Origin of the sequence: Paenarthrobacter sp. NPDC089714 (assembly GCF_044748905.1) — a bacterium.
GTDB lineage: Bacteria > Actinomycetota > Actinomycetes > Actinomycetales > Micrococcaceae > Arthrobacter.
Genome location: NZ_JBIVGX010000005.1, coordinates 83,223 through 106,545, shown reverse-complemented (window position 1 = coordinate 106,545; position 23,323 = coordinate 83,223). Strand labels below are relative to the sequence as shown.

Annotated in this window: 27 protein-coding genes; 1 reads left to right on the top strand and 26 read right to left on the bottom strand. The window is 65.6% G+C overall.

From position 1 onward, the window contains the following. Positions 1-74: 74 nt before the first annotated feature. Entirely contained in the window at positions 75-890 is an 816-nt protein-coding gene (locus tag ACIPY3_RS11355) for a sigma-70 family RNA polymerase sigma factor (protein WP_400333983.1), read from the bottom strand. A 224-nt stretch (positions 891-1,114) separates the two neighbouring features. Between ACIPY3_RS11355 and ACIPY3_RS11350 the strand changes: the two genes are divergently transcribed. After that, positions 1,115-1,612, top strand: coding sequence for a flagellar protein FlgN (locus ACIPY3_RS11350; RefSeq protein WP_400333981.1), 498 nt, complete (start codon positions 1,115-1,117; stop codon positions 1,610-1,612). A 177-nt stretch (positions 1,613-1,789) separates the two neighbouring features. On the opposite strand, the gene ACIPY3_RS11345 is transcribed toward ACIPY3_RS11350, so the two are convergent. From ACIPY3_RS11345 to ACIPY3_RS11225, 25 genes are all read right to left on the bottom strand, one after another. Further along, positions 1,790-2,032: a carbon storage regulator gene (locus ACIPY3_RS11345; RefSeq protein WP_400333978.1), complete on the bottom strand. Its 243-nt coding sequence runs from the start codon at positions 2,030-2,032 to the stop codon at positions 1,790-1,792. Between the two features lie 4 nt (positions 2,033-2,036). After that, on the bottom strand, positions 2,037-3,137 hold the full coding sequence (locus tag ACIPY3_RS11340) for a hypothetical protein (protein WP_400333976.1): 1,101 nt from the start codon (positions 3,135-3,137) through the stop codon (positions 2,037-2,039). Further along, complete coding sequence (locus ACIPY3_RS11335; RefSeq protein WP_400333974.1) at positions 3,115-5,160, bottom strand: flagellar biosynthesis protein FlhA; 2,046 nt, start codon at positions 5,158-5,160, stop codon at positions 3,115-3,117. Before ACIPY3_RS11335 ends, ACIPY3_RS11340 begins: the two co-directional genes overlap by 23 nt. After that, entirely contained in the window at positions 5,157-6,242 is a 1,086-nt protein-coding gene (locus ACIPY3_RS11330) for a flagellar biosynthesis protein FlhB (protein WP_400333972.1), read from the bottom strand. Before ACIPY3_RS11330 ends, ACIPY3_RS11335 begins: the two co-directional genes overlap by 4 nt. Further along, positions 6,242-7,000, bottom strand: coding sequence for a flagellar biosynthetic protein FliR (locus tag ACIPY3_RS11325; protein ID WP_400333969.1), 759 nt, complete (start codon positions 6,998-7,000; stop codon positions 6,242-6,244). The genes ACIPY3_RS11330 and ACIPY3_RS11325 overlap by 1 nt, the downstream gene beginning before the upstream one ends. A 1-nt stretch (position 7,001) precedes the next feature. Further along, entirely contained in the window at positions 7,002-7,277 is a 276-nt protein-coding gene (gene fliQ, locus ACIPY3_RS11320) for a flagellar biosynthesis protein FliQ (protein ID WP_397323185.1), read from the bottom strand. Next, the gene (gene fliP, locus ACIPY3_RS11315) at positions 7,277-8,023 is read right to left on the bottom strand and encodes a flagellar type III secretion system pore protein FliP (protein ID WP_400334359.1); all 747 of its coding nucleotides are present in this window, start codon (positions 8,021-8,023) and stop codon (positions 7,277-7,279) included. The genes fliQ and fliP overlap by 1 nt, the downstream gene beginning before the upstream one ends. Positions 8,024-8,154: 131 nt before the next feature. Next, complete coding sequence (gene fliO, locus ACIPY3_RS11310; RefSeq protein WP_400333967.1) at positions 8,155-8,658, bottom strand: flagellar biosynthetic protein FliO; 504 nt, start codon at positions 8,656-8,658, stop codon at positions 8,155-8,157. After that, positions 8,659-9,366 carry a flagellar motor switch protein FliN gene (gene fliN / locus ACIPY3_RS11305; RefSeq protein ID WP_400333965.1) on the bottom strand — a complete coding sequence of 236 codons (708 nt, stop codon included), beginning with the start codon at positions 9,364-9,366 and terminating at the stop codon, positions 8,659-8,661. Beyond that, the gene (locus tag ACIPY3_RS11300) at positions 9,363-10,259 is read right to left on the bottom strand and encodes a flagellar motor switch protein FliM (protein ID WP_400333962.1); all 897 of its coding nucleotides are present in this window, start codon (positions 10,257-10,259) and stop codon (positions 9,363-9,365) included. The genes fliN and ACIPY3_RS11300 overlap by 4 nt, the downstream gene beginning before the upstream one ends. Before the next feature lie 61 nt (positions 10,260-10,320). After that, positions 10,321-11,142, bottom strand: coding sequence for a flagellar motor protein MotB (locus tag ACIPY3_RS11295; RefSeq protein ID WP_400333959.1), 822 nt, complete (start codon positions 11,140-11,142; stop codon positions 10,321-10,323). Further along, positions 11,139-11,906 carry a motility protein A gene (locus ACIPY3_RS11290; protein WP_400334357.1) on the bottom strand — a complete coding sequence of 256 codons (768 nt, stop codon included), beginning with the start codon at positions 11,904-11,906 and terminating at the stop codon, positions 11,139-11,141. The genes ACIPY3_RS11295 and ACIPY3_RS11290 overlap by 4 nt, the downstream gene beginning before the upstream one ends. A gap of 48 nt (positions 11,907-11,954) precedes the next feature. Continuing rightward, complete coding sequence (locus ACIPY3_RS11285) at positions 11,955-12,224, bottom strand: flagellar FlbD family protein (RefSeq protein WP_400333956.1); 270 nt, start codon at positions 12,222-12,224, stop codon at positions 11,955-11,957. A 123-nt stretch (positions 12,225-12,347) separates the two neighbouring features. Then, positions 12,348-13,520: a flagellar hook protein FlgE gene (locus ACIPY3_RS11280; RefSeq protein ID WP_400333953.1), complete on the bottom strand. Its 1,173-nt coding sequence runs from the start codon at positions 13,518-13,520 to the stop codon at positions 12,348-12,350. Positions 13,521-13,591: 71 nt separating this feature from the next. Continuing rightward, complete coding sequence (locus tag ACIPY3_RS11275; protein ID WP_400333950.1) at positions 13,592-14,014, bottom strand: flagellar hook assembly protein FlgD; 423 nt, start codon at positions 14,012-14,014, stop codon at positions 13,592-13,594. Between the two features lie 18 nt (positions 14,015-14,032). Further along, on the bottom strand, positions 14,033-16,498 hold the full coding sequence (locus ACIPY3_RS11270; protein WP_400333948.1) for a flagellar hook-length control protein FliK: 2,466 nt from the start codon (positions 16,496-16,498) through the stop codon (positions 14,033-14,035). Between the two features lie 44 nt (positions 16,499-16,542). Then, a complete protein-coding gene (locus tag ACIPY3_RS11265; protein ID WP_400333945.1) occupies positions 16,543-17,163 on the bottom strand; it encodes a C40 family peptidase in 621 nt (206 codons plus the stop codon). Beyond that, entirely contained in the window at positions 17,160-17,594 is a 435-nt protein-coding gene (locus tag ACIPY3_RS11260) for a flagellar FliJ family protein (protein ID WP_400333943.1), read from the bottom strand. The genes ACIPY3_RS11265 and ACIPY3_RS11260 overlap by 4 nt, the downstream gene beginning before the upstream one ends. After that, positions 17,591-18,904, bottom strand: a complete 1,314-nt coding sequence (locus ACIPY3_RS11255) for a FliI/YscN family ATPase (protein ID WP_400333940.1) — start codon at positions 18,902-18,904, stop codon at positions 17,591-17,593. Before ACIPY3_RS11255 ends, ACIPY3_RS11260 begins: the two co-directional genes overlap by 4 nt. After that, a complete protein-coding gene (locus ACIPY3_RS11250; RefSeq protein ID WP_400333937.1) occupies positions 18,901-19,500 on the bottom strand; it encodes a hypothetical protein in 600 nt (199 codons plus the stop codon). Before ACIPY3_RS11250 ends, ACIPY3_RS11255 begins: the two co-directional genes overlap by 4 nt. Continuing rightward, on the bottom strand, positions 19,490-20,512 hold the full coding sequence (gene fliG / locus ACIPY3_RS11245; RefSeq protein ID WP_400333934.1) for a flagellar motor switch protein FliG: 1,023 nt from the start codon (positions 20,510-20,512) through the stop codon (positions 19,490-19,492). Before fliG ends, ACIPY3_RS11250 begins: the two co-directional genes overlap by 11 nt. After that, positions 20,509-22,143, bottom strand: coding sequence for a flagellar basal-body MS-ring/collar protein FliF (fliF, locus tag ACIPY3_RS11240; protein WP_400333931.1), 1,635 nt, complete (start codon positions 22,141-22,143; stop codon positions 20,509-20,511). The genes fliG and fliF overlap by 4 nt, the downstream gene beginning before the upstream one ends. Beyond that, on the bottom strand, positions 22,143-22,442 hold the full coding sequence (fliE, locus tag ACIPY3_RS11235; protein ID WP_400333929.1) for a flagellar hook-basal body complex protein FliE: 300 nt from the start codon (positions 22,440-22,442) through the stop codon (positions 22,143-22,145). Before fliE ends, fliF begins: the two co-directional genes overlap by 1 nt. Beyond that, entirely contained in the window at positions 22,442-22,834 is a 393-nt protein-coding gene (locus ACIPY3_RS11230) for a flagellar basal body rod protein FlgC (RefSeq protein WP_397323207.1), read from the bottom strand. The genes fliE and ACIPY3_RS11230 overlap by 1 nt, the downstream gene beginning before the upstream one ends. After that, the gene (locus ACIPY3_RS11225) at positions 22,834-23,175 is read right to left on the bottom strand and encodes a flagellar basal body rod protein FlgB (RefSeq protein WP_400333928.1); all 342 of its coding nucleotides are present in this window, start codon (positions 23,173-23,175) and stop codon (positions 22,834-22,836) included. The genes ACIPY3_RS11230 and ACIPY3_RS11225 overlap by 1 nt, the downstream gene beginning before the upstream one ends. Between the last annotated feature and the right edge of the window lie 148 nt (positions 23,176-23,323).

Below are 23,323 nucleotides of genomic sequence, written 5' to 3'. Positions count from 1 at the left end.
CAAGATTCACAAGATTCATACGGAGTCCCGGACGAAGCAGCCCGGGCCGCACCAGCGGCCCGGGTTGCTGGCGTTCAGACTGCCTGGTTGAGTGTCGAGCCGAGGCCCAGGGTCCGGGTAATGCCACCGGTGGTGGCAGTAGCCAATGCGGAAAGGTAGTCGTTCCGGCGTCGAACGGTGATACGGGACTCCGGCTCGAAAGCCCGCTCCGGGTTGTCGGCATAATGCGCGGCCAGTCCGTCCCGCATGAGGCGGATGCCCTCGGCGCGCTGCTGGGACACAGCTGCGTGGGTGGACCCCAGTTCCTCCGCGAGTTCCTTGACGGAGCGGCCGGAAAGGTAAATCTCCTGGATGACAAAGCGCATCTTCTCCGGCAAGGCATCCACGGCCGCGCGAAGGTACTTGATGCGTTCGTCGGCCAAGACGGAGTTCTCCGGGGACGGCGTCACTGACGCAACCGTGTCCACCACTACCTCATCCAGCGACGTCAAGGTGCGGGCGGCGTCTGCCAGTGCCGCCTCAACGTAGCTCCGCTCCACGCCCAACGCCGATGCCATCTCGGCAACGCTGGGCCCGCGGCCCAAAACACCGGTGAGCGTCTCCTGGATTGCCAGGGTCTCCTTGATCCGCTTGCGGGCGGAGCGGGTGGCCCAGTCCCCCGCGCGCATCTCGTCAGCGAACGCCCCGATGATTCGACGACGTGCGAATGCCCCGAAGGGAACACCAAGGTCCGGGTCAAATGAATCAGCCGAAGTAATGAGCGCCAGGGAGCCTACGGAAGCAAAATCATCGCGCGACAAATGAGATGCGCGCGCACAAAGGTCAGAGACCAGGTAACCAACGAGCGGAAGGTGCTGCAACACCAGCTCGTTGCGCTGTTCGCGATTCAAATTTAAGTCCCCCCATGAGACCGGATTATTGAGTTGCCATAACCTTTGACCGCAAATTCCGGTCGGCGCCTAGAGACCAATCACGGCGACGATGAGGGACTTCGTTTCAGGTACGTGTTCAGAGAACATATCACCTGAAAACGACTCTGCGTGTACGCTCGACACAACAAATTCAAAACCCTGCTGAAACGTTGTTTCCACGGGTTAAAAGAGATGGGGGCACCGTGGGGGCGGATGAGCTGTCAGCGACGCTTTGGCGGGAACGAAGACAACTGGATTTCCTGCTTTTCCTGCTTGAAACCCAGCTTCTGCACCTTCGCGCCGGGAGTTGGCATCGCCTCAACATCACTGCGGCCGAACTGGAAAAAGTGCTCGAAAAGCTTCGTTTTGAATCACTGGCCCGGAGTGTCGAAGCCTCGTCAGCGGCCGCCGAATGGAAGGCACCTGATAAATCAACTTTGCCGGCTCTGATGGAAATTGCGCCCTCGGGAGTTTGGGCAGAGCTCTTGGACGAGCATCTTCAGGCCATGATTACGCTGTTGTCGTCGATTGACGCAGCGGCCAAGGACAATATTTCGGCATTGCTGAGGGGCCCTACCGCCAACGCTGCCGACGCCGATGACCTTTCGGTCCTGGCCCACCAAGCCAACATCCAGCGTGCTTTGGACGCCGTGAAGGGCACCTCGCTTCGGTCTTTGCGGGATTTCCTCGGCCTGAATTGAAGCTTCGTGAGAGAGGATCCGCCGCAAAGGGCGATTCGGTGAGAGAGCGTCCAGGAAAACCGGCGATTCCATGAGAGAGCGTCCGGGAAAACGGGCGATTCGGTGAGAGAGCGCCCGGAAAAACGGGCGATTCGGTGAGAGAGCGCCCGGGAAAACGGGCGATTCGGTGAGAGAGGGTCAGTCTTGGGTGGGGGTTGGGGGGCGGAGGTTGGCCAGGAGCGCTTCGGCGTCGGGACCGGCCTGGGTTGCGGCGAGGTTGGCGGCAGCGATCGCCTCCACCACTTCGCTGCGTTGGATGGAGACGCCGCGGGGTGCCTCGATTCCGATCCGCACGCCGTCGCCACGGCCCTCCATGACGGTGATGACAATGTCCTCACCGATCATGATCTTCTCGCCCGGCTTGCGCGTCAGTACCAGCATGACTTCAATGTACCTTTCCAAGGACGGGCGTGCTCGCGGGCTTGCCGTCCACCCAGCCCACGGGGATGCCCAGGGCGTCCACGGTTTCGGGCGTGGCGGTTTCCGAAGCTCCGATGACGGCCAGCGCCGAAATCCCGGCCGCGTCGGCCGGAAGTGTTGATGGGGCAGCAAGCAGTGACTGGAGCCCCTGAACCCAGGCCCTGGTGTCCTCGGCCTTGCGCCTGGCATCGACCACCACCCAGAGCTGGTCGGCGGACAGGCTCGCGATGTGGGCAGCCTGCGTGGGTACGTCGCCGACGCGGCCCAGCCCGAAAGCGACCACCACGCTCTGGCCGGTCAGTACCGCCTGGGCGCGGGCCGCCGTCGCGCTTTGCCGTCCCTGCACGTGCAGGTGGCCGAACGCGCTCAATTCGCCGGCTGTCCGGACATCGCAGCCACCGGCGGCAATGGACATCTCCAGCGCGGTCCCCAAAGCGTCGTCGCCCAGGCCCAGGAGGACAATGAGGTTGCCGTCGCCGGTGAGCGGCTGCGGTACCGGGGCGGACGGAGCGTCCGACGGCGGCAGGACGGCCCCGGCGCCCGCGGGCACCGCAGGAGAGGGCACGGCAGACGGAAGCGCGGCAGGCGCAGCCGGGATTACGGGAGCCGCCTCGAGCTCCTTGCCGAGTTGTTCCAGGAGGCCCGCGAAATCGGGCGTTGCGGTGGAGACCGGCGCCGGCTTGTGGAGTTCGAGTTCGGCGGCGTCAGCACGCTCAAGCAACGCGGCAATGGCCGGACCGTGAAGCGCATGGGCATCGGCCGGTCCGGCGGCAGGCAGAGGCTCAGCAGCCGACCCAGATGCAGCAGCCGGCCCACGCGCGACGGTCGACCCAGGCACGGCGACAGGCAGAGGCACCGAGGCCGGCCGAAGCACAGCAGCCAAATCCGCAGGCGCCGCCCCCACCTCCACCGTGGCCTCGAAACGTGCTGCCGCAAACAGCCCAACAATGCCCGGGTTCGTAACTTTTTCGGCGGCGACGATCCGCGCACCGGGCCCGTACTGCTGGAGGGCCTTCTCGCGGATGGCTTCGAGCGAGGCGCCCCTAAGCTTGAAGCGCTTCTGCAAAGCGGACCACCCCCACGGTTTCGATCCTGATATTGGCAGACGTCACTTCCCGGTACGAGAGGACGGGGACACCGCCGTCGGGAGCTCCTACAAGGCGGCGGATCGCGGGACGCAAGGCGGGAGCGCAGACGAGGACCGCCTGCCGTCCGGTGGCGGCGGCGCCCTCCACTGCGGACTTGAGGGAGGACAGGACGGCGTCGAGCTTGGCCTGGCCCATCACGATCTGGGTGCCGCCCTCCGCCGGGCGCATGTCCTCCAACATGGACTGCTCCAGCAGGGGATCGATCATGATCACGTTAAGGACAGAGCCGTCCAGGTACTTGGTGGCCAGCACGGGACCCAAAGCGTGGCGCGCCGACTCGATCAGCGCCTCGGGATCGGTGGATGCCTTGGCCCGCAGCGCCAGGGCTTCGTAGATTCGAGGGAGATCGTTGATGGGAACCTGCTCGTCCAGGAGGCCCTCCAGGACCCGTTGGATTTCGGCGAGCGAGAGCAGCGCGGGTGTCAGTTCCTCCACGGCCGACGGGCTTTGCTTGCGGACCCCCTCGGTGAGCACGCGGACATCCTCCCGGGTTAGGAGCCGCGCGGCATTGGCACTGATGATGGAGGAGAGATGCGTGACCAGTACGGACACGCGATCGATGACTGTGGCACCGGTCATTTCGGCGCTGTGCCGCATCTCGGTGGGAACCCATTTGCCGTTCAACCCGAAGACCGGCTCCACGGTAGCCGTCCCGGGGAGGGCGTCCAGGAATTCGCCCAAGGCCAGAAGCTTGCCCGACGGCGCCACTCCCCTTCCGGCCTCGACGCCGGCGATGCGGATGGCGTAGGTGGAGGGTGGCAGGTCCATGGCGTCGCGCGTCCGGACGGGTGGGACCACGAGTCCCAGTTCCATGGCGATCTTGTGGCGCAGGGACCGGACCCTCGCGAGGAGGTCGTCGGAGGCTCCGGAGACGATGTCCACGAGGTCGGGTGCCAGGAGGATCTCTACGGGGTGGACGCGCATGTCTTCCATGAGCCGCTCGTTGGGGTCTTCCTCGGCTGCCACAGCAGCGTTGTCTGCTTCCTGCGCTGCCGCTGCTGCTTTCTGCTGGGCGGCCACGCGCCGCGATGCGATCACCAAGAGGGCACCGACCAGCAGGAACGGCAGGATGGGCATGCCCGGAATGACCGCCATGCTCGCCGCGGCAAGGCCCGCGATCAGCAGTGCATTGGGCGACTGCATCAGCTGCGAGGACGCCGTACGGCCCATGTCCTCCTCGGCGTTGGACCGGGTGACGATCATGCCCGTGGAGACCGCCATGAGCAGAGCGGGGATCTGGGTGACCAGGCCGTCACCCATGGTCAGGAGACCGTAGGTGTTCAGGGCATCCACAGCGTCCTGGCCGCGCTGCAGCACGCCGATCGCGATGCCGCCCACGAAGTTGATGATGATAATGATGATGCCCGCGATGGCGTCGCCCTTGACGAACTTGGATGCACCGTCCATGGCGCCGTAGAAATCGGCCTCGGCGGAAACCTCGGCGCGGCGCTTCCGGGCTTCGGCGTCAGTGATGAGTCCGGCATTGAGATCGGCGTCGATGGCCATCTGCTTGCCGGGCATGGCATCGAGGGTGAAGCGGGCCCCCACTTCGGCCACACGTTCGGCACCCTTGGTGACCACCACGAACTGGATGACCACCAGGATCAGGAACACCACGGCCCCGATGATCAACGAACCGCCAACCGTCACCTTGCCAAAGGCCTCGATGACCTGTCCGGCGAACCCCTGCCCCAGGACCAGCCTGGTGGAGGCCACGTTCAGGCCCAGGCGGAACAGGGTCGCCACGAGCAACAGGGACGGGAACACGGAGAAGTCCAACGGCTTCTTCACGAACATGCTGGTCAGCAGGATCAGGAGGGCCAGCAGGATGTTGCATACGATCAGGAAATCGAGCAAGGGCGCAGGCAGCGGAACCACCAACAGCAGCACGATGGCCACGATCCCTACCGGCACTGAAAGCCGGGCGAACTTGTTGTTCATGCCAGCAAACCTTCCTTCATGCGATGGATTCCGCGTGATGTCCCGCGGTTCTTGAGCGACATCACGAAGGCCAGGACCGCGGCCACGGAACGGTACAGCTCCACGGGGATCTCCTGTCCCAGGTCACAGGCCGAATGCAGGGCACGTGCCAAGGGGATGTCCTGCACCATGGGCACGCCCTTGCTCTCGGCTTCCTCCCTGATGCGGGCAGCAATGACCCCGGCCCCCTTCGCCACGACGCGAGGCGCCGATTTACCGGCGTCGTACTTCAACGCAACTGCCACGTGCGTCGGGTTCACCAGCACGACGTCGGCGTCCGCGATCGAGGCGATCATGCGGTTGCGGCTCATGCTCAGTTGGCGTGAACGCCGGTGCGACTTGACCAGGGGGTCGCCGTCGGTGTTTTTGTTCTCGTCCTGGATTTCCTTCTTGGACATCCGGGTCTTCTTCCGGTTGCGGCGCATCACCACGACAATGTCGGCCGCGGCCAGGATGAGACCGGCCACCACGGCGAACTGGATGAGCGCACCGATCCCGCCTGCGGCCGCCGCGAGCACACCCGCCACGGGCAGTCCGCCCGCGGTCAGGAGCACGGGCATCAGCCCCTGGATCACGGTGTACAGGACAAGACCCACGACGGCGGTCTTCAGCAACGCTTTGACACCTCCCCAGAGTGCCTGCGCACCGAACATGCGCTTGAAGCCGGCGAGCAGGTTGAAAGGCTCGAACTCGGGGCGGAACTTCTTGAAACGGATTCCGCCCTGCAGCGCGGAGCCGGCCAGGACCACCACGGTGACCACCAGGAGCAGCGGGCCGAGGATTCCGCCGAGGGAACCCAGCCCGGCTTCCAGTGCGGCAATGGCCTTGGCGGGGTCGGGATCAGCCATGACGCCCTTGACCGTGAACAGTTGGTCCACCGCGGCGTTCGACGCATGGTCGATGGTGGCCGGAAGCATCGCAGCAGCGCCGCCTACCGCAAGCCAGGCCATGAGGTCCTGCGACCTGGAGAGTTGGCCCTTCTGCCGGACCTCCCGCATGCGTTTGTCCGTGGCTTGTTCGGTTTTCTCCTGCGAATCCGCCACTAACCCACCCCCAGCACGGTCCGTGCGGCCAACTCGGCCAAACTCGCGACCAGCCGAGGCAACGCCAGGAACAGAAAGCCCGCCAAGGCCAGCGTGATGAAGATCTTCAAAGGGAACCCGAGCGAGAAGGCATTCAATGCCGGCGCCACGCGCGTGAGGAGACCAAGTCCGACGTCGGCCAGCACGAGGACCACCAGCAGCGGACCCGCGATCTGGACCGCGGAGATGAACATCCCCGTGATTGCCCCCACCATGGCGTCCACCGGTTTGCTGAGGTCGATGCCGCCGGCCAGCGGAAGCGCGTTGAAACTTCCCGTGAGGCCGCCGATGACCAACTGGTAGCCGTCCGAGGCGAAGAGCAACGCAAGGGCGGCCATCTGAAGCAAACGCGTGAACTGGGCGCCGTTGACCATCATCTGGGGGTCGAAGGCCTGCGCCATCTGGAAACCGCTGAAAAGGTCGATCAGGCTGCCCGCGGACTGGATGGCGGCGAACACGGCCATCACCAGGAACCCGAGGACCAGGCCGGTAACCAGCTCCAAGACCACTGCCGTAATGAAACCCGCGGTGTCCCTGGGGACGGCGTCGGCGGAGAGGCGCTGCGAGACAGCCAGGCCCAGGCCGATGCCGAGCATGGCCTTGATCCGGGCAGGAATCGCGTGGTGGGCGAAGGGCGGAGCCACCACCAGGAAGGCTGTCATGCGGACCGAGGCCAGCAGCAGGACCTGGATCCACTCCTGGTTGATGGGGATGTCCACCTCACGCGCCACCGATCAGTCCGGGGATGCGCGCGAAGAGTTCGTTAGTGAACGTGACCATTTCCGAGATCATCCAGTGGCCGCACACCACCAAAGCGATGGCCACGGCAACGGCCTTCGGGACGAAGGAAAGCGTGGCTTCCTGCAATTGCGTAATGGATTGCAGGAGCGAAATGGCCAGGCCAACCACCAGGGCGGTGACCAGCGTGGGCGCGGCCAGCTTGGCGGCCACGATCATGGCCTGGAGGCAAATGTCCAGGACGGCGTTGGTATCCATCAGCCGCTCGCATAACTCTGGATCAGGGACGTGATCACCAAGCCCCAACCGTCAACCAGCACGAACAGCAGGATCTTGAAGGGCAGCGAGATCATCACCGGAGGAAGCATCATCATGCCCATGGACATCAGCGCCGCCGAGACCACAAGGTCGATCACCAGGAACGGAATGAAGATCACGAAGCCGATGATGAACGCGGCCCGGAGTTCGGAAATCATGAAGGCCGGAACCAGCGTCTGCAGCGGGACCGCTTCGGGGTTGGCCGGGTTCGCCATGTTGGCCGCCCGGGTCATGAGGGCAATGTCCTCCTCCCGGGTGTGGGCCAGCATGAAGTGCTGCAACGGCGTCCACCCGGCGGACATTGCTCCGTTGAAGTCCAGTCCTCCGTTCAAGTAGGGCTGGACCGCCACCGCATGGATGTCAGACACCACCGGCCACATGACGAACAAGGAGAGGAAGAGGGCCAGGCCTGCGAGGACCTGGTTGGGCGGAATGGCCGGGAGCGAGAGGGCGTTACGGGTCATGGCCAGCACCACGAAGATCTTGGTGAACGAGGTCATCATCAGCAGCAAGGCCGGAGCCACGGACAGCAAGGTGATCCCAATGAGGGTGACCACCGCCGAGGAAGGTGCACCGTCCAGGCCGTTGATGTTGATGCTGACGTTACCGCTGCCTTCCGGCGTGGCCGGCGGGGTGGGTGGACTGGGGGCCGTGGGATCAATGGGGGCAGCGTGGGCCGCAGCCATGCCCAGCCACACCAAGGCCACCGTGAGCAGGAGTGCCCACAGCGCCAGGAAGCACAGCCGGGCAGCGCGGGGTGGCGCGGCAAGCAAGGCTGTTGCAGGTGGCACCGGGAATCCGGAACCAGCAGAACGGATCAATTGCGGCGTCCCCTGAAGGCATCGGAGGCCTGGCGCCACGTGGAAGCGGAAAGGATGGAACCGTGCAGCGGGTGGGCCTGGGCCGGTGTCCGCCGGTGCAGGTCCGCCCGGCGCCGGACCACCGGAATCTGGCCCGTGACCAACTCAGTCCGGGGTACGGATTCCGCCGACGCCTGCCGGAACAATTGGGCGAAGCTTTGCTCCTCGATGACCTTCTGCGGCGCGGCTTCCACCACCTCGGCAGCAAGCACCGGAGCGTCGCTGGTGTGCAGGACCGTGACATTGTGCTCGGTGACGCCCAGCAGGAACCGCTTGTCTCCGGCGTCCACCACCACCACGGAAGCCTTCTGCCCCAGTGCTTGGCGGCTAACGACGCTCAGCGTTGAATCGGCACGGCGACGGCCTTTGCCTTTGCCGAGCCGGCGCTGCAGCAGCCAGATCACGGCAAGCACGGCGCCGAGGGCAACAACCACCCGAAGTCCCAGGATGAAGGAATCCATCTAGAACGTTCCCTCTGCCCCGTCCAGGATCCGGGTGATGCGCACGGCATAGTCCTGGTCCACCACCACAACTTCGCCGTGCGCGATCAGCCGTCCGTTGAGCAGGACATCCGCCGGAGCGCCGGCCGAACGGTCAAGCTCAATCACCTTGCCCGGCTCAAGCGCCAGGGCGTCACGCACGGACATTCGCGTCCGGCCGATCTCCACGGTCAGGGCCATTTCCACGTTGCTGATGAGGCCCAGGCGGGCAGAAACATCGGCGTCCTGCGCGCCGCGGGAGGGACCGGCGTCGTTATCCCGCACGCGGACGGCGAACCACCCGAAGGGGGCTCCCCCGTCACTCAACTCAAAGACCACGGTGGCGGGGTCCTGCAGCAGCCCGGCGGCGTCTGCCTCGCGCAACTCCCCCAGCACGCCGGCGTCGAACGCCGATGCGGCCTGTTCCAAGGCGGGACGCAGGACGTCGCCTGCAGAGAAGTGTGCACCCGCAACCGCACCTCCGGCAGCGGCCAGGAAGGAATTGTCCACCAGCAGCAACGCAAAGTCCGCCGTGGACGCACCGACGAACGTCGCCGTGACAGCAGGCGAGGCATAGGCGGCGGCAGCTTCGGCGGGGACAATCCCCGCCACCGTCAGCAGCGACGAGGCCGGCAGGTGCTGGGCCAGTCGCTCGGCTGCCGCTTCCTGCAGGGTCAGGGTGATGCTCATCGCTGGTGCTCCTCGGTTGTGACAATGACGGCGGCGGCGCGTGAGCCGTGCCTGGCGGCTGCGGCGGTGGCCAGGCGGGTGCCGTTGATGGTGACGTCGAACGGCCGGTTTTCCAGGTGCGGAAGCGGCAGGACATCGCCGACGGCGAGTTCCAGGATCTGCGCGGGAGTCACCTGTGCGGGGGTCAACTGGATGGCGACGTCGACTGGAACCTGGGCGAGTTGGGTCCGGACCAACGACTCGTTGTCCACGCTGTGGACGGTGGGGTTCACGTCGCCCAGCTTGGTGAGGAGGACATCCGCGGGGATGGCGAGGGTGGCGGCGCACTGGGTCTCTCCAACGTTCACGCTGAAGCCGGCAACGATCATCAACTCGGACGGCGCGGCCGCTTGGGCGAACTGGGAGTTGTACTGGATGCCGTCCATGGTCACGGACTGCGTCAAGAGATTGCCCAGGGAGTACTTCAGGTCCTCAAGGACCTCCTCCACCATGCGGGAGACGAGGGCGTGCTCGATTTGCGTGAACTTCCGTTCGGGCACGGTCGTGTCCGCGGAGCCACCCAGCATGCGGCTCAACCAGGACAAGGCCGCCGTTGCCGGAAACTGGATCACCAGGCGGGAGTCGCTGTCCTCGATCCGGCACAGCACCATGGAGGTCACGGACGGCAGGGAAGCGGAGTACTCGTCGTAGCTCTGCATGCTCAACTGTTCCAGCGTTGCCGTGGATTTCAGCCGGACCTTGGCCGTGAGCTGGGTGCCCCATTGCCGGGCGAACGTTTCGAAAGCCACTTCCAGGACACGACTGTGCTGGCGGGGCAGGGTTGTGGGCCTGCGGAAGTCATAGACGTCCACGGTGCGCTGGCGTTCGGCCGCGCGATCTTCCTGTTCTCCCACGGATGGCACTATCGGCAGGTAACTTGCGCGTGTAAGGCCGTTTTAACCCCGGTTTTCCTGCCTACTTCGCCGCCTTGGCTGCAGCCGCCGAGTCATGTGTCTGCGCCTCCATGGCTTGCGGGATGAGCGCGCGGATATCCTCCGGACGGTTGGACACCAGCACCACGTCCACGCGCCGGTTGAGTTCCATGAGCTCTTCGGTGGAGTCGTCGGTCACTTGCCGTGCCGAGCCGAAGGCAACGGCCCCGATTTTGGCTGCCGGCATCCCGGATTGGTCCACGAAGAACCTGAGGACGTTCACCGATCTCGCCGCGGAGAGTTCCCACGTGGAGGCGTAGGCGGTGTACCCCTTGGCTGCGTGGCCCTCAATCATCACTTCGAGACCGGAACCAACAACCGTTGGCGCAATGGCCGTAAGGATCTGCACGGCCTTGGGAGTCAGGTCCGGCATGTCCGGCTGGAAGAACGTCTGCGAGCCAACCAGCTTCACCGTCAGGCCCCGCTCCCCCACCACGAACTCCACGTTCTTGTCCAGGCCCTGGGATTGGAGCTGGGTCTGCATGGCTCCCTGCAGGGCTGTGAGTTTGTTGACCTCCTGCGTGGCCAGGTCCAGCGGGGAGAACCCCTCGCCGTTGGAGGTAGTCAGTTCGCCGGGGACCACCACGCCGCTGGCCGTGTCCACCTTCTGGCTGATCTCCGTCCCGAAGCCCGTGGCCAGGGAATTCCGGAGCTTCTCGAACTTGATCTGGTCCACGGAAGACATGGCAAAGAGCACAATGAACATGCACATGAGCACAGTGACCATGTCCATGTAGGACGCCATCCAGCGCTCGTCCACGTGGTGCTCTTCGAGTTGCGCCCCGCGTTTCCTGCGCGACCTCATGCGGCCCTTGACGCTGTGAGCTTGCCGGTCTTGCCGCCGTCGTCCGCTTTGTCCTTGGTGGACTTGGACTTGGGATCCGCCGGAACCATGGCGCGGAGGCGCTCGGCCAGGAGCAGCGGCTGGGTGCCGCTCTGCACCGCAAGCAGGCCTTCCATGAGCAGGTTCATCCGCTCTACCTCAAGCTCGGACAGGCGCTTGAGCTTGGCGCTGACCGGGAGCCAGATGAAGTTCGCGGAGAGCAGGCCCCACAGGGTAGCGACGAAGGCTGCGGCAATCATCGGGCCCAGGTGGTCCGGCGAGGACAGGTTCTCCAGCACGTGGGTCAGGGAGACAACCGTGCCGATGATGCCGATGGTGGGCGCATAGCCGCCCAGGGCTGCGAAGAACTTCGAAGCCACGTGGTCGGCGCGCATCCGGGTATCGATCTCGTCCTCCATGAGGAGGCGGAGTTCCTCGGCATCCGTGCCGTCGGCGATGTTCTGGAGGGAACGGGCAAGGAACGGGTCCTTGGCGTTGTTGGCCTCTTCTTCCAAGGAGAGCAACCCCTCGCTGCGGGCCTTCTCCGCCAGGCGGACCAGTTCATCGATGCTCGCGCTGGCCTTGGCCGGCTTGCCCATGAACACCTTGGGGACCTGCTTGAAGGACTGGATGACATCCGGGAGGGTGTTCCCGGCCAGCCCCACGGCAATAGTTGCCCCGAAAACCAGCACCATGGGCGCCGGCAGGAGCAGGGACATCAGGTTGGCGTGCTCCAGGGTGACCATGACCACCACGGAGGCAAAGGCGAGCAGCAGGCCGATGATTGTCACGGGCTACCTTCCGTTTCGGGGGTCGTTTTGTTCGTTTGCCTGGGGCACCAGGCTGAGCGGGTAACCGGTCACCCGCGGCAGGTCCTGAGCCCGCCGCAGCACACTTGCCCGGTATTCCGCGATCAGTTCCACCACCTCAACCAGCGATTCGCGCACCACGTACGCGGCGCCGTCGAGCGTCACCAAATGCGTATCCGGACTTTCATGGATCCGCTCCAGGATGTCCGGATTGACGGCGAAGCGTGTGCCGTTGAGGCGGGTGACAACGATCATGTGCTGTTCTGCTTTGGCTTGGGGTGGCTGTACTTCCTACTGTCGGCCGGGAGGGGCAGAGCGTTAGCGGATCCTGCCCTGTTGGTCCATGCGGATTGGCCAAGGGGCAGGACCCGTTGCGGACTAGCGCTTCAGGTTGCTCAGTTCCTGCAGGACCTCGTCCGAGGTGGTGATGATGCGGGCGTTCGCCTGGAAGCCGCGCTGGGCCACAATCAGGTTGGTGAACTCCTGGGACAGGTCCACGTTGGACATCTCCAAAGAACCCGAGCTGAGCGAGCCCAGGCCAGCGTCGCCGGGGACCCCAAGCTGGGCTGCGCCGGAGTTGGCCGTAGCAACGTACGACGAGCCGCCGGCTTTCTCCAGGCCCTCGGCATTGGTGAACTTGGCCAGCGCCACTTTGGCCAGTACCTGCGTGCTGCCGTTGCTGAACGCGCCTACCAGGGATCCGTCGGCAGCCAAGGTGAACGACTCGAGCTTGCCGGCCTCGGCGCCGTTCTGGCCCGTCACCGTCAGCGTGCTCATCTGCGCGAACCCGGTGACCGCGCCGAGATCCACGTTGATCCCACCCACGTTCAATGAGCCGCCGGACGTCAGGGCACCATTGGCGAAGGTCAGGGCGCCGGATCCCGTGGCACCGTTGGCGTCGGCACCGGCAACGCTCCAGCCCGTGTTCGTGCGGCTGAACGTGAGCGTGAGTGCGCGTTCGGCACCGTTGCCGTCGAATACCTTGACCTGGCGCTCCAGCGAGGTGCCCACCGCCGCATCCGAAGGCAGGTTGCCACCCAGTGAGGCAGCCGTAGTTGCCACGGCAGGGGCGGTGGTGTTCGGGGACAACGTGATGGGCCCTGTCAGTCCGCCCACATTCACCGCGCCGTTGGTGGCGGACCAGCCTTGGAGGATGCCGCCGTCGGGCGTGGTCAAACGGCCGGACGCATCCAACTGGAAGTTGCCCGCGCGGGTATAGAACTGCTGGGTTCCCTTCGCCGTCACGAAAAAGCCCTCGCCCGAAATCATGAGATCCGTGCCGCGGCCGGTGCTCTGCGACGAACCCTGGCCAAAGTTGGTGCTCACCCCGGCCACCCTGACGCCCAGGCCCACCTGGGCGGGGTTGGATCCGCCCGTTCCTTCCTGTGGTGCGGCGGCCCCCTGCGTCATCTGCGACAGCGTGTCCTGAAACTGCGCCGACGAGGACTTGAAGCCCGTGGTGTTGACGTTGGCGATGTTGTTGCCGGTGACGTCGAGCATGGTCTGGTGGGCGCGGAGGCCGGAAATTCCGGAGTACAGCGAACGGAGCATGGTGTTGCCTTTCTTCGGGGGTCTGTGTGTTGTGCTGTGTTCAGGCGGCGGATTTTTTAGGCGGCGGGTGATCAGGCGGCGGGCGTCCCGGCGGTGATGCCGGTGATGTTGTCCAGCGGGACCTTTTTGTCGCCGATGCTGACCAGCGGAACTCCGTCAGCGAAGGACACGGAGGTTGCAACGCCCGAGCCCTTGGTTCCATCGGCGAGCGCGTAGTCCACCGTGGTCCCGATGATCTGGGCCGCAGCCGTGCGCATCTGGAGCGAGAAGCTCTCCTTGGAACCAGCCGTGAGCTCAGTCATTTTCTCCATCATGGACAACTGGACCGACTGGCTCATCATCTGGTTGGTGTCCATCGGCGCGCTGGGATCCTGGTACCTCAGCTGCGTTACGAGCAAATGCATGAAGACCTCGGAATCCATCGCCTGGACGGGCTTGCGCACAGTCTGGCTGGTGGTGGCCTGCACCGCGCTGGGTATGGCTTGGACGGTCATGCTGTTCTCTCCTTTGCGTCAGACGAGGACGTCGAGCCGGTTGGTTTCGGGGTCGTGCGTAGGTTGCTCCGGTTCACGTCCGGTTGCGACGCTTCGGGGCACTGGTGCTTGGAAAGCCGGTTCGTGGGGCCGATGGTCTCCCCTGTCCGTTGGCGCATCCTGCGGGCTGTCCTGCGGGTGGTCCTGCGACGACAAGTTCAGGCTGGCCCCGGCATCCTCCAGGCCCCGACGCAGTTCGGGCAGCACGTGGCGGACCGCTTCCCGTCCGGCGTCCCCAGTAGCGAACAGTTCGATCCGCACGCCCGCGTGGTCGATGTGCGCCCGCACCGTCAGCGGACCCAGGTCCTCCGGCGACACCCGCAGGGTCATCACGTGCTCCCCGGGCTTGGCCGAGGCCAATGCAAACAGGGGCTGGGCGAGCTGGTGGTTCAGTGGCGGGTGGTTCAGTGCTTGTTGGTGCAGCGCGGCCGGGTTTGCGGGCTGGGCCTGTGTAGGTTGCACGGGTGCGGTTTGGCCCGGCGCGGTTTGGCCCGGCGCGGCCTGGACGAGCACAGCTTGGTCCGGTGCGGCCTGGCCCGTCGCGGTTTGGTCCGTCGGGGTTTGGTCCGGTGCGGCTGGGCCCGGAGTGGCTTGGACGAGCACAGCTTGGTCCAAAGCAGCCCGGGCATGGTGGGAGTCCTCCGGCCCGGACTGACTCTGCGCGGTCTGGCCCGCTCCTGACTGCCCCGGAGTGGCCTCGCCCGGCGCCGCTTTCCCGCTGGGGTGTACGACGGCGGCGCTTGGCTGCGCGGCTGCGTCGGCTCCTGGTGTGCCTGGCTGATTCACGGCCGGGCCGGGGTTGGCTACGACCGCTGTATCCATTTCGACGGCTACCTGCGCACTAGACGGCAGGAGTCGTCGAATGGACAGCGAGTCGTTTAAACGGTCAGACTTCCCAGCACCGGATACCTCCAACTCGATGCCCGACTGCGAATCATGCCGTACGCCCGGCACGCCCTGCAGCGAACCCACGAATCGGCCAGACGTAGCCTCAACATCGGAGCCCGAACCGGCCAAGGCACCACCACCAAACACCGCCGACGTGGAACCCACTCCAACAATCCGGGCACCACCCTGGCCACCGCTGGGGTGCACGGCGGCGGCGCTTGGCTGCCCGGATGCGTCGGCTCCTGGTGTGCCTGGCTGATTCACGGCCGGGCCGGGGTTGGCTACGACCGCTGTATCCATTTCGACGGCTACCTGCGCATTAGACGGCAGGAGTCGTCGAATGGACAGCGAGTCGTCTAAACGGTCAGACTTCCCAGCACCGGATACCTCCAACTCGATGCCCCGCTGCGAATCATGCCGTGCGCCCGGCACGATCGGCAGCGAGCCCACGAATCGGCCAGACGTAGCCTCCACGGCATCTGCGCCCGAACCGGCCAAGGCAGAACCACCAGACACCGCCGACGTGGAACCCACTCCAACCATCCCGGCATGGGCTGAGCCTGCCGCGGAGGCACTCGCCGACCCCGGCCCGCCAATCGCAGCACCACCTTGGTCACCGCTGGCGAGTGTCACCCCGGCACCAGGCACGCTAGTGCCGGGCGCGAGGTTCGAAGCCAAGCCCGTTTCGACGGCTCCCTGCGCATTAGACGGCAGGAGTCGTCGAATGGGCAGCGAGTCGTCTAAACGGTCAGACTTTCCAGCACCGGATACCTCCACCTCGATGCCCCGCTGCGAATCATGCCGTGCGCCCGGCACGATCGGCAGCGAGCCCACGAATCGGCCAGACGTAGCCTCCACGGCATCTGCGCCCGAACCGGCCAAGGCAGAACCACCAGACACCGCCGATGTGGAACCCACTCCAACAATCCCGGCATGGGCTGAGCCTGCCGCGGAGGCACTCGCCGACCCCGGCCCGCCACCAAACACCGCCGACGTGGAACCCACTCCAACAACCCCGGCATGGGCTGAGCCTGCCGCGGAGGCACCCGCCGACCCCGGCCCGCCACCAAACTCCGCCGACGTGGAACCCACTCCAACAATCCCGGCACCACCCTGGCCACCGCTGGGGTGCACGACGACGGCGCTTGGCTGCGCGGATGCGTCGGCTTCTGGTGTGCCTGGCTGAGTGACGCCGGGGTTGGCTACGACCGCTGCGTCCATTTCGACGGCTCCCTGCGCACTAGACGGAAGGACTCGTCGAATGGACAGCGTGTCATCTAAACGGCCGGTGGGCGACGCAACATCATCGGCCACTTCGATGCCCCGCTGCCGATCATGCCGTGCGCCCGGCACACTCTGCAGCGAACCCACGAATCGGCCGGACGCAGCCTCGGAGGACGCAGCCTCGGTCGCTCCCGTACCCGCTACGAATGAACCCCCGGAGCCCGCACTACCCAGAGCGCCGGCGGCTCCATCCGTGCCAGGGGTCTCCAGCATCCCGCCCAGCACAGCATCGAAGGACCCGCCCGCAACGCCGGAAGCATCCGTGCTACCCAATAAGCCCGGCAGAGGTCCCCGCGGAGAGCAGCCAAGCACCTGCATCACGAACCCCCAGCCGGGACGATCCGGCGGATGGAGGTCAGGTTGGAGTACTTCTCCCAGGCATCGCGGATCTGGATGGTTTGTCCGGGCACGGGCGCATCGATCGCCTTGCCGTTCCCCAAATAGATGGAGATGTGCTCGCCGCCGTAGCTCACCAGAAGGTCACCGGGTTTGGCCTCGGCCAGCGAAGCGACGGGTGTGCCCTTCTGCATCTGGTCGCTCACCACCCGGGGCAATTCCACGCCCAGGTCCTTGAACACCCTCTGCACAAAGCCGGAGCAGTCCATTCCCGTAGCCGGGTTGGTCCCACCCCATACGTAGGGCACACCAATGTACTTCTTGGCTGCAGCAACCACGGCGTCACCTGTGACTCCCCCGGCAGTGCTGCCGGTAGCGGCAGCAGCCGTGACCGCCGTCGTGCTTCCTGTTGGGGAGAGCAGAGCGGAAACGTCGGGGGTTCCCATCGCCGAACTGAGCGCCGAGGCAAAAGAGGCGGATGAGGCGGATGAGGCGGAAGATGCAGGTGCGGCACCCGAAACGGCAGCAGCAGAACGCTCCGACAACTGCTGCAGGGACGCCTCAATGCTCTGGATCCTGCCCAGCGCCTCAACCATGCTCATGAGCCCGCCTTCCGGTGCCACGCGGCGGAAGCAATCTCGTCCAGGGCACCTTGTTCGGCCCGGAGTTCGGCAGCGAGAAAGGCGGCGTCGTGGCGGGTTTCGAGTTTCTCCAGCCCAACGGCCCGGCGCTTGGCCTCGGTGTATTCGTCCTTGGCAGCCGCGGCCTCGGCTTCTGCGACAGCAGCCAAAGCATCGAGTTCGGCAAGCATGCTCTGCGAAGCAGCACGCGCGGCGGCGATGCCCAACAAGGTGGCAGAATCCCCCAGCGAGCCAACGGCACCCGACGAATCCGCCAGGGCTGCACGGGCTTCGGCCCGCCGTTCACGCACAGAGGATGATCGAGAGTTCGCCGTAGCCAATCCGGATTCGGCAGCCTTCTGCTCGGCCTGCCGCAGCCTGAGCAGCCCTGCCAGGGAGAATTGTCGGTTCATACGGATCCTTCCACGCCAAACGCAGCGGCCAACCGGGCGAGTCCGGCCCACGAATCGGCCATTGAGGAGGGCAAACCCATCCCCTGCCGCAGGAACTGGTTGATGGCAGCCTCGTTGTCCAGTGCGGCATCCACCAAGGGGTTGCTGCCGTGCCGGTAGGCACCGACGTCGATCAGGTCCTGTGCCGCACGACGAGCCGCGAGAACCCTCCGCAACGCAACCGCGAGCGCGGCCTGTTCGGGCGCGGTAACCTTCGACGCCACGCGGGACACCGAGCCGAGCACATCCACCGAGGGGAAGTGCCCCGTGACGGCGAGCTTCCGGTCAAGGACCACGTGCCCGTCCAGGATGGAGCGCGCGGCGTCGGCGATCGGCTCGTTGTGGTCGTCCCCGTCCACGAGCACTGTGTAGATGCCGGTGATGGAGCCGGTTTCCGCGGTTCCGGCACGTTCCAGGAGCCTCGCCAGCACGGAAAAGGTCGACGGCGGGTACCCTCGCGTCGCGGGCGGCTCACCAGCGGAAAGCCCTATCTCTCGCTGGGCCATGGCGACGCGCGTCAGGGAGTCCATCATCAGGACCACGTCCTTCCCGGCTTCCCGGAACGACTCCGCGATCCGGGTTGCCGTGACCGCCGCCCGGAGCCGCATGAGGGCGGGTTCGTCGGAGGTAGCGACCACCACCACGGACCGGGCCAGGCCCTCTGCGCCGAGGTCGTCCTCGAGGAACTCGCGCACTTCACGCCCACGCTCCCCCACCAAGGCAATCACGGAGACTTCAGCGTCAGTACCCCTGGCCACCATGGACAGCAGCGAGGACTTGCCCACGCCCGAGCCGGCGAACAATCCAAGGCGTTGCCCGCGACCCAGGGTACAGAGGGTGTCCAGCACACGGACTCCGGTTTGGAGTGGGGTGTCGATGCGGGCCCGGCGCATGGCATTCGGCGCTTCCTGGTCCATCGGCACCTTGCCGGCGCAGAGCAGGGGTCCTTTCCCGTCAATCGGCCTGCCCAGCGCATCCAGCACGCGCCCGAACAACCCGGCACCGGTAGGAACCATCACCGAATTCCCGGCAGCCCGTGCCGGAGCTCCTGCGGCAATGCCGGTGAGCCGGCCAAGGGGCATGCACCGCACTCCCCCGGCAACGGAGGCCACAACCTCGGCGTCGAGCGCGTCGGCTCCAGTACCAACCGTCACCAGCTCCCCGACCGCGCATTCCAGCCCGGCGACCTCCAGCCCCAGCCCGAGCACGGACGTCACGGTCCCCACGCGTTGCGGCGCGGCTGCGGCAACGGCAGCAGCGAGGCCCCTCACGCCAGGCCGCCCAGCAGCGCTTGCCGCGCCCGGTCCACTGCGGATCCCAGCCGCGCGTCGATCCACCCGTGCGGATAGTCGCCGACGGCGTCGCCCGGGTTGAGCGCGGGGTCGGCCTTGAGTTCAACACCTGCCGGAGGCACGACGCCGGCAGCTTCCAAAGCGGCCACGTCACCAGGGTGCAGGCGAACGGCAGTCACGGTTCCGTCGCCCTGTCCGAGCGCGCGGTCAAGGGCTGCCCGCGCCGTCCGTTCTCCGTGGGCGAGCTCGTAGCCGAGGATCGCCTCCGCGAGTTCCAACGCACCGGCAGCCAGCACGTGCTCGATCCCGGCGACGGCAACCTCCTGGCGGCGTTGCGCGGCCGAAGCTGCCGCCTCCAGGACGGCGACGGCCCGCGCAACAGCCGAGCGACCGGCGTCGAGCCTTTCTTCGTGCTCAGCCAACAACTGTTCACGCAAGCGGCGCTGTTCTGCGGCCGCGGCCTGCATCCCGGCCGCGTAGCCGGCAGCGTGGCCCTGCGTGAATCCCCGCTCTGAGGAAGGTTGCTCCGTGCGGAGTTCCGGGAACGTAACGCGGGTGTACGGCTCAGTAGACAAAGTCGTCCTCGTCCCCGCGCCGGACAACAATGGCACCCGCCGCTTCGAGTTCGCGGATGGACCGGACGATGTCCGCCCGTGCTTCCTCTACCTGCGAGGCCCGGACCGGACCGGATGAAGCCATTTCGGACTCGAGGATCTCCAGGTTGCGGCCGGACATGTTGGCGCGGACCGTGTCCAGTACCACTGGCGGGGCGCCCTTCATGGCAACGGCAAGGACGTCGGCGCTGACGCCGCGGAGGATCTGCTGGATATCCCGCGGCTCCAGCTTCACGATGTCCACGAACGTGAGCATCCGGGCACGTACATCGGTCGCCAAGTCCGGGTCCACGGTGCCCAGGCCGTCAAGCACGGAGCGTTCAGTATTGACGTCCGAGCGGTTGATGATGTCCACCAACGGCTGGATGCCGCCCACAATTTCGTTGGTTTTCCGTTGCGACATCACCGCGCCGGCGCGCACCTTGAGGGTCTCGGCCACGATGCCCACCGCTTCGGGGGAGGCCGAGCCCATGGTCGCGATGCACCGGGCAACCTCGATGCGCTGGGTGTCGCCCAACCCGGACATGACGGCGGAGGCTTTTCCGGGACGCAGGTGGGCCAGGATCAGTGCGATGGTTTGCGGCAACTCCCCGTCGATCAGGGCAAGGATCTGCCCGGGGTCCATCATTTCCAGGAACTCGAAGGACTTCCCGGCCATGGTTGAGGCGAGGCGGTCCATGAAGCCGGCAGCTTTGTCCGCGCCGAAGGACGCTTCAAGAAGCCCGACGGCGAATTCCTGGCCGCCGCGGGCAGTGCGGCGGCCGCTGACGGCCAGTCCGTGGAACTCGTTGATGACGTGGTCCGCCACCACGGAGGAGACACGGCGGAGACGGACGATCTCCGCGGCGATGTCCTCAGCTTCGGATTCGGAAAACTGGGCCATGACCGCCGCCGCACTCGATGGGCTCATCTGCATGAGCACCACCGCCACCTTCTGCACCCCGTTCAGGGCTGAGGCTTCCGGGAGGCTCACACCGACTGCCTTTCATCCATGAGTCCCCGCAAGTACTCCGCAGTGCGGGCCGGGTTGTCTGCCACCATGGCCTCGATCTGGGCCCGCTTGAGTTCGCCGTCGAGTGCTTCGGAGCCAGGCAAAGGCAGGGCCGGGGCTGGCTCCAGCGGGGCTACGGGCTGGATGGAGGTGAGCTCGATGGCTGTGGTGGGCGGCCCGGCGATGGCTGGGGTGGGGATGGCTTCGGGCAGTGCCTCGTAGTCCAGGCGTTCGCCGAGGTCCACTGGTTCACGTTGCTGGCGGCGCTTGAGGATGATCAGCACGGTCACGATCAGGGCAATCGCGGCGAGGAGGATGCTTCCGGCCATGATGAGGGTGTTCATGAGCGCTGCGTCCTTGGCAGCCTCTGCGTCCGCCTGGGCGCTGCCGAGTGCCTGCGCTGCTTTGTCAGCCGCAGCCGTACTGAACGGCAGGACCTCCACCGTCACCACATCGCCGCGGGCCGTGTTGATGCCCGCAGCAGCCGTCACCAACGCGCGCACGGAGTCAACGTTCACTCCCCCGGCAGCGGATTGGTTGATGGCCACTGAGATGGTCTGGCGTTTGACGGCGCCCTGCGGGATGGTCCGGTCCTCGGTGACTTTGTTGACCGCGTTGTTCTTGGTGGTGTCGCTGGAATCGTAGGAACCGTTGGCCGCCGTGCCACCGGGAACAGCGATGTTGTCCGGACCGAGCACCCCGGACGCGCCACCGCCGGTGCCCGTGTACTTCTCGGTCTTGGTGGACTCGCTCAGCGCGGGGGTATTGGTGGCGGGGGTAAAGGTCTCGCTGCGTTGCTGGGCCGATTCCGCCGTGACGTCCGCGGCCACGGCCACGGTGGCGTTCCCCGGACCCACTACGCTGTCCAGCACGGACCGGACCGCATCCGAGGTGCGCTGCTGGTAGTCCGTTGCCTGCTTGGACGAGGACCCCGTGGCTCCCGCGCCAACGGTGGAGAGCACGTTGCCTTGCGAATCGACCACGGAAACGTTGGTGGGTTTCAGGTTCTCGATGGCCGCGGAGGTCAAATGCACAATGGCCTGGACCTTGTCCGAGGAGAGCGTTGTTCCCGGCTGGGTTTGCACGAACACCGATGCCGTGGCGTCCGGGGTGGTGGAGACGAACACCGACTTTTCCGGAATGGCGAGCTGGACGGCCGCGGACTTCACTCCGTCCATGGCCTGGATGGTGGTGCTGAGTTCCCCTTCCAACGCGCGCTTGTACGTCACGGATTGCTGGAATTCCGAAGACGTGACGCCCAGTTTGTCCAGCAAGGAGTAGCCCGTGGCTGCGGCGGTGGGCAGTCCGGCCGCTGCGGCCTTCAGGCGTTCGTCGTAGACCTTGTCCTCGGGGACCAGGATGGTGGATCCGCCGTTGCTCAGTTCGTAGGGAATGTTGTCCTTGCGGAGCTGCTCCACGATGCTGTTGGCGTCCGTGTCCTTCAACCCGGAAAACAGGGGCGAGTAGGCGGGCTTTCCCAGCCAGGCGGTCAACGCCACGCCACCCAGGACCAATACCGCCACACCCAGGATGGCGAGCGTCCGCTGGGCAGGGCTGAACGCCTGCATGCCGCTGCCGAGTTTGCGGAAGAACTGGGAAATCGCCGGTGGCATCAGGCCTGCATCCTCATGATCTCGTTGAACGCGTCAACGCCCTTGTTGCGCACGGCGGCAACCAACTCGAACGTCACTTGGGCGCGCGTGGCAGCAAGCGTTGCCTTGTGGATGTCATCCAGGTTGCCTGTCACTGCAGACACGGCGAGTTCCTTGGAGGCCGACTGCAAGGACTGCAAATCGTCGACGGCGCCAGTCAGGGCCGTGCCAAAGTCACCGCCGGTACTGGCTGGCTTGGCACTGCCCGCATAACCGGTTCCGCTGACGCCTTGGACGCTCTCAACAGGACCCAGGGCCATCAGGACTTTCCTATCTCAAGTGCTGCCAGGTACGTTTCACGGGCGCGGTCCACCACTTGCGCGTTGGCTTGGTAACCGCGCTGGGCGACGATCAGGGTGCCCATCTGTTCGGCCAGGTCGATGTCCGGGTACTTCACGTTCCCGTTGGCGTCGGCCAGGGGGTGGTCCGGCTGGTAGACGATCCTGCCGGTCGCATCACCCAGAGGGGTGCTCTTGACGTACACGCCTTGGCCGTCGTTGCCCTCGGCGGCCTCGATGTAGCGGGCACGGAACACTTGCCCGTCCGTCCGCGAGGCGTTGTTCATGTTGGCGAGGTTGTCCGAGACGGCATCGAGCCACTTGCGGTGGACGGTGAGTGCCGAGCCTGCGATTCCGATTGCGTCGAAGGTCATCAGTTGGTCCTCAATGCCGTGCGGAGGGACGTGAATTCCCCGGCGACGGCCCGGGCAGCAAACTGGTACCGCAGCACGGTATCGATGTTGGAAAGCGTCTCCGTGTCCAGGTTGACGTTGTTTCCGTCCGTGCGGGTTGGCTCGTCGGAAGGTGAGATTGTGGCGTTGACGGTGCCGTCACCGGAGCGGACCGATGCAGCCAACTGGTCCTCAAAGGAGACGCGTTTGGCCGTGTAATTGGGCGTGTTGACGTTCGCGATGTTGTTGGCGATAGTCCGTTGGCGCAAAGAAAGCGCGTCCATGGCGCTGGCCAGGGCGACGGAGGTCACGGATTCAAGCACAAAGTCCTCACCTGGTGGTGTTCAAAGGCCAATCCGTGGCCAAGCATCGAGCGATCCCTGCTCAGCAACAGCTATCGGCACTGTTCGAAAGGGCGTTAGGCGAATCGCCAATGAATTTTGTAAACCACGTGCGGGCTTCCCTTGCAGG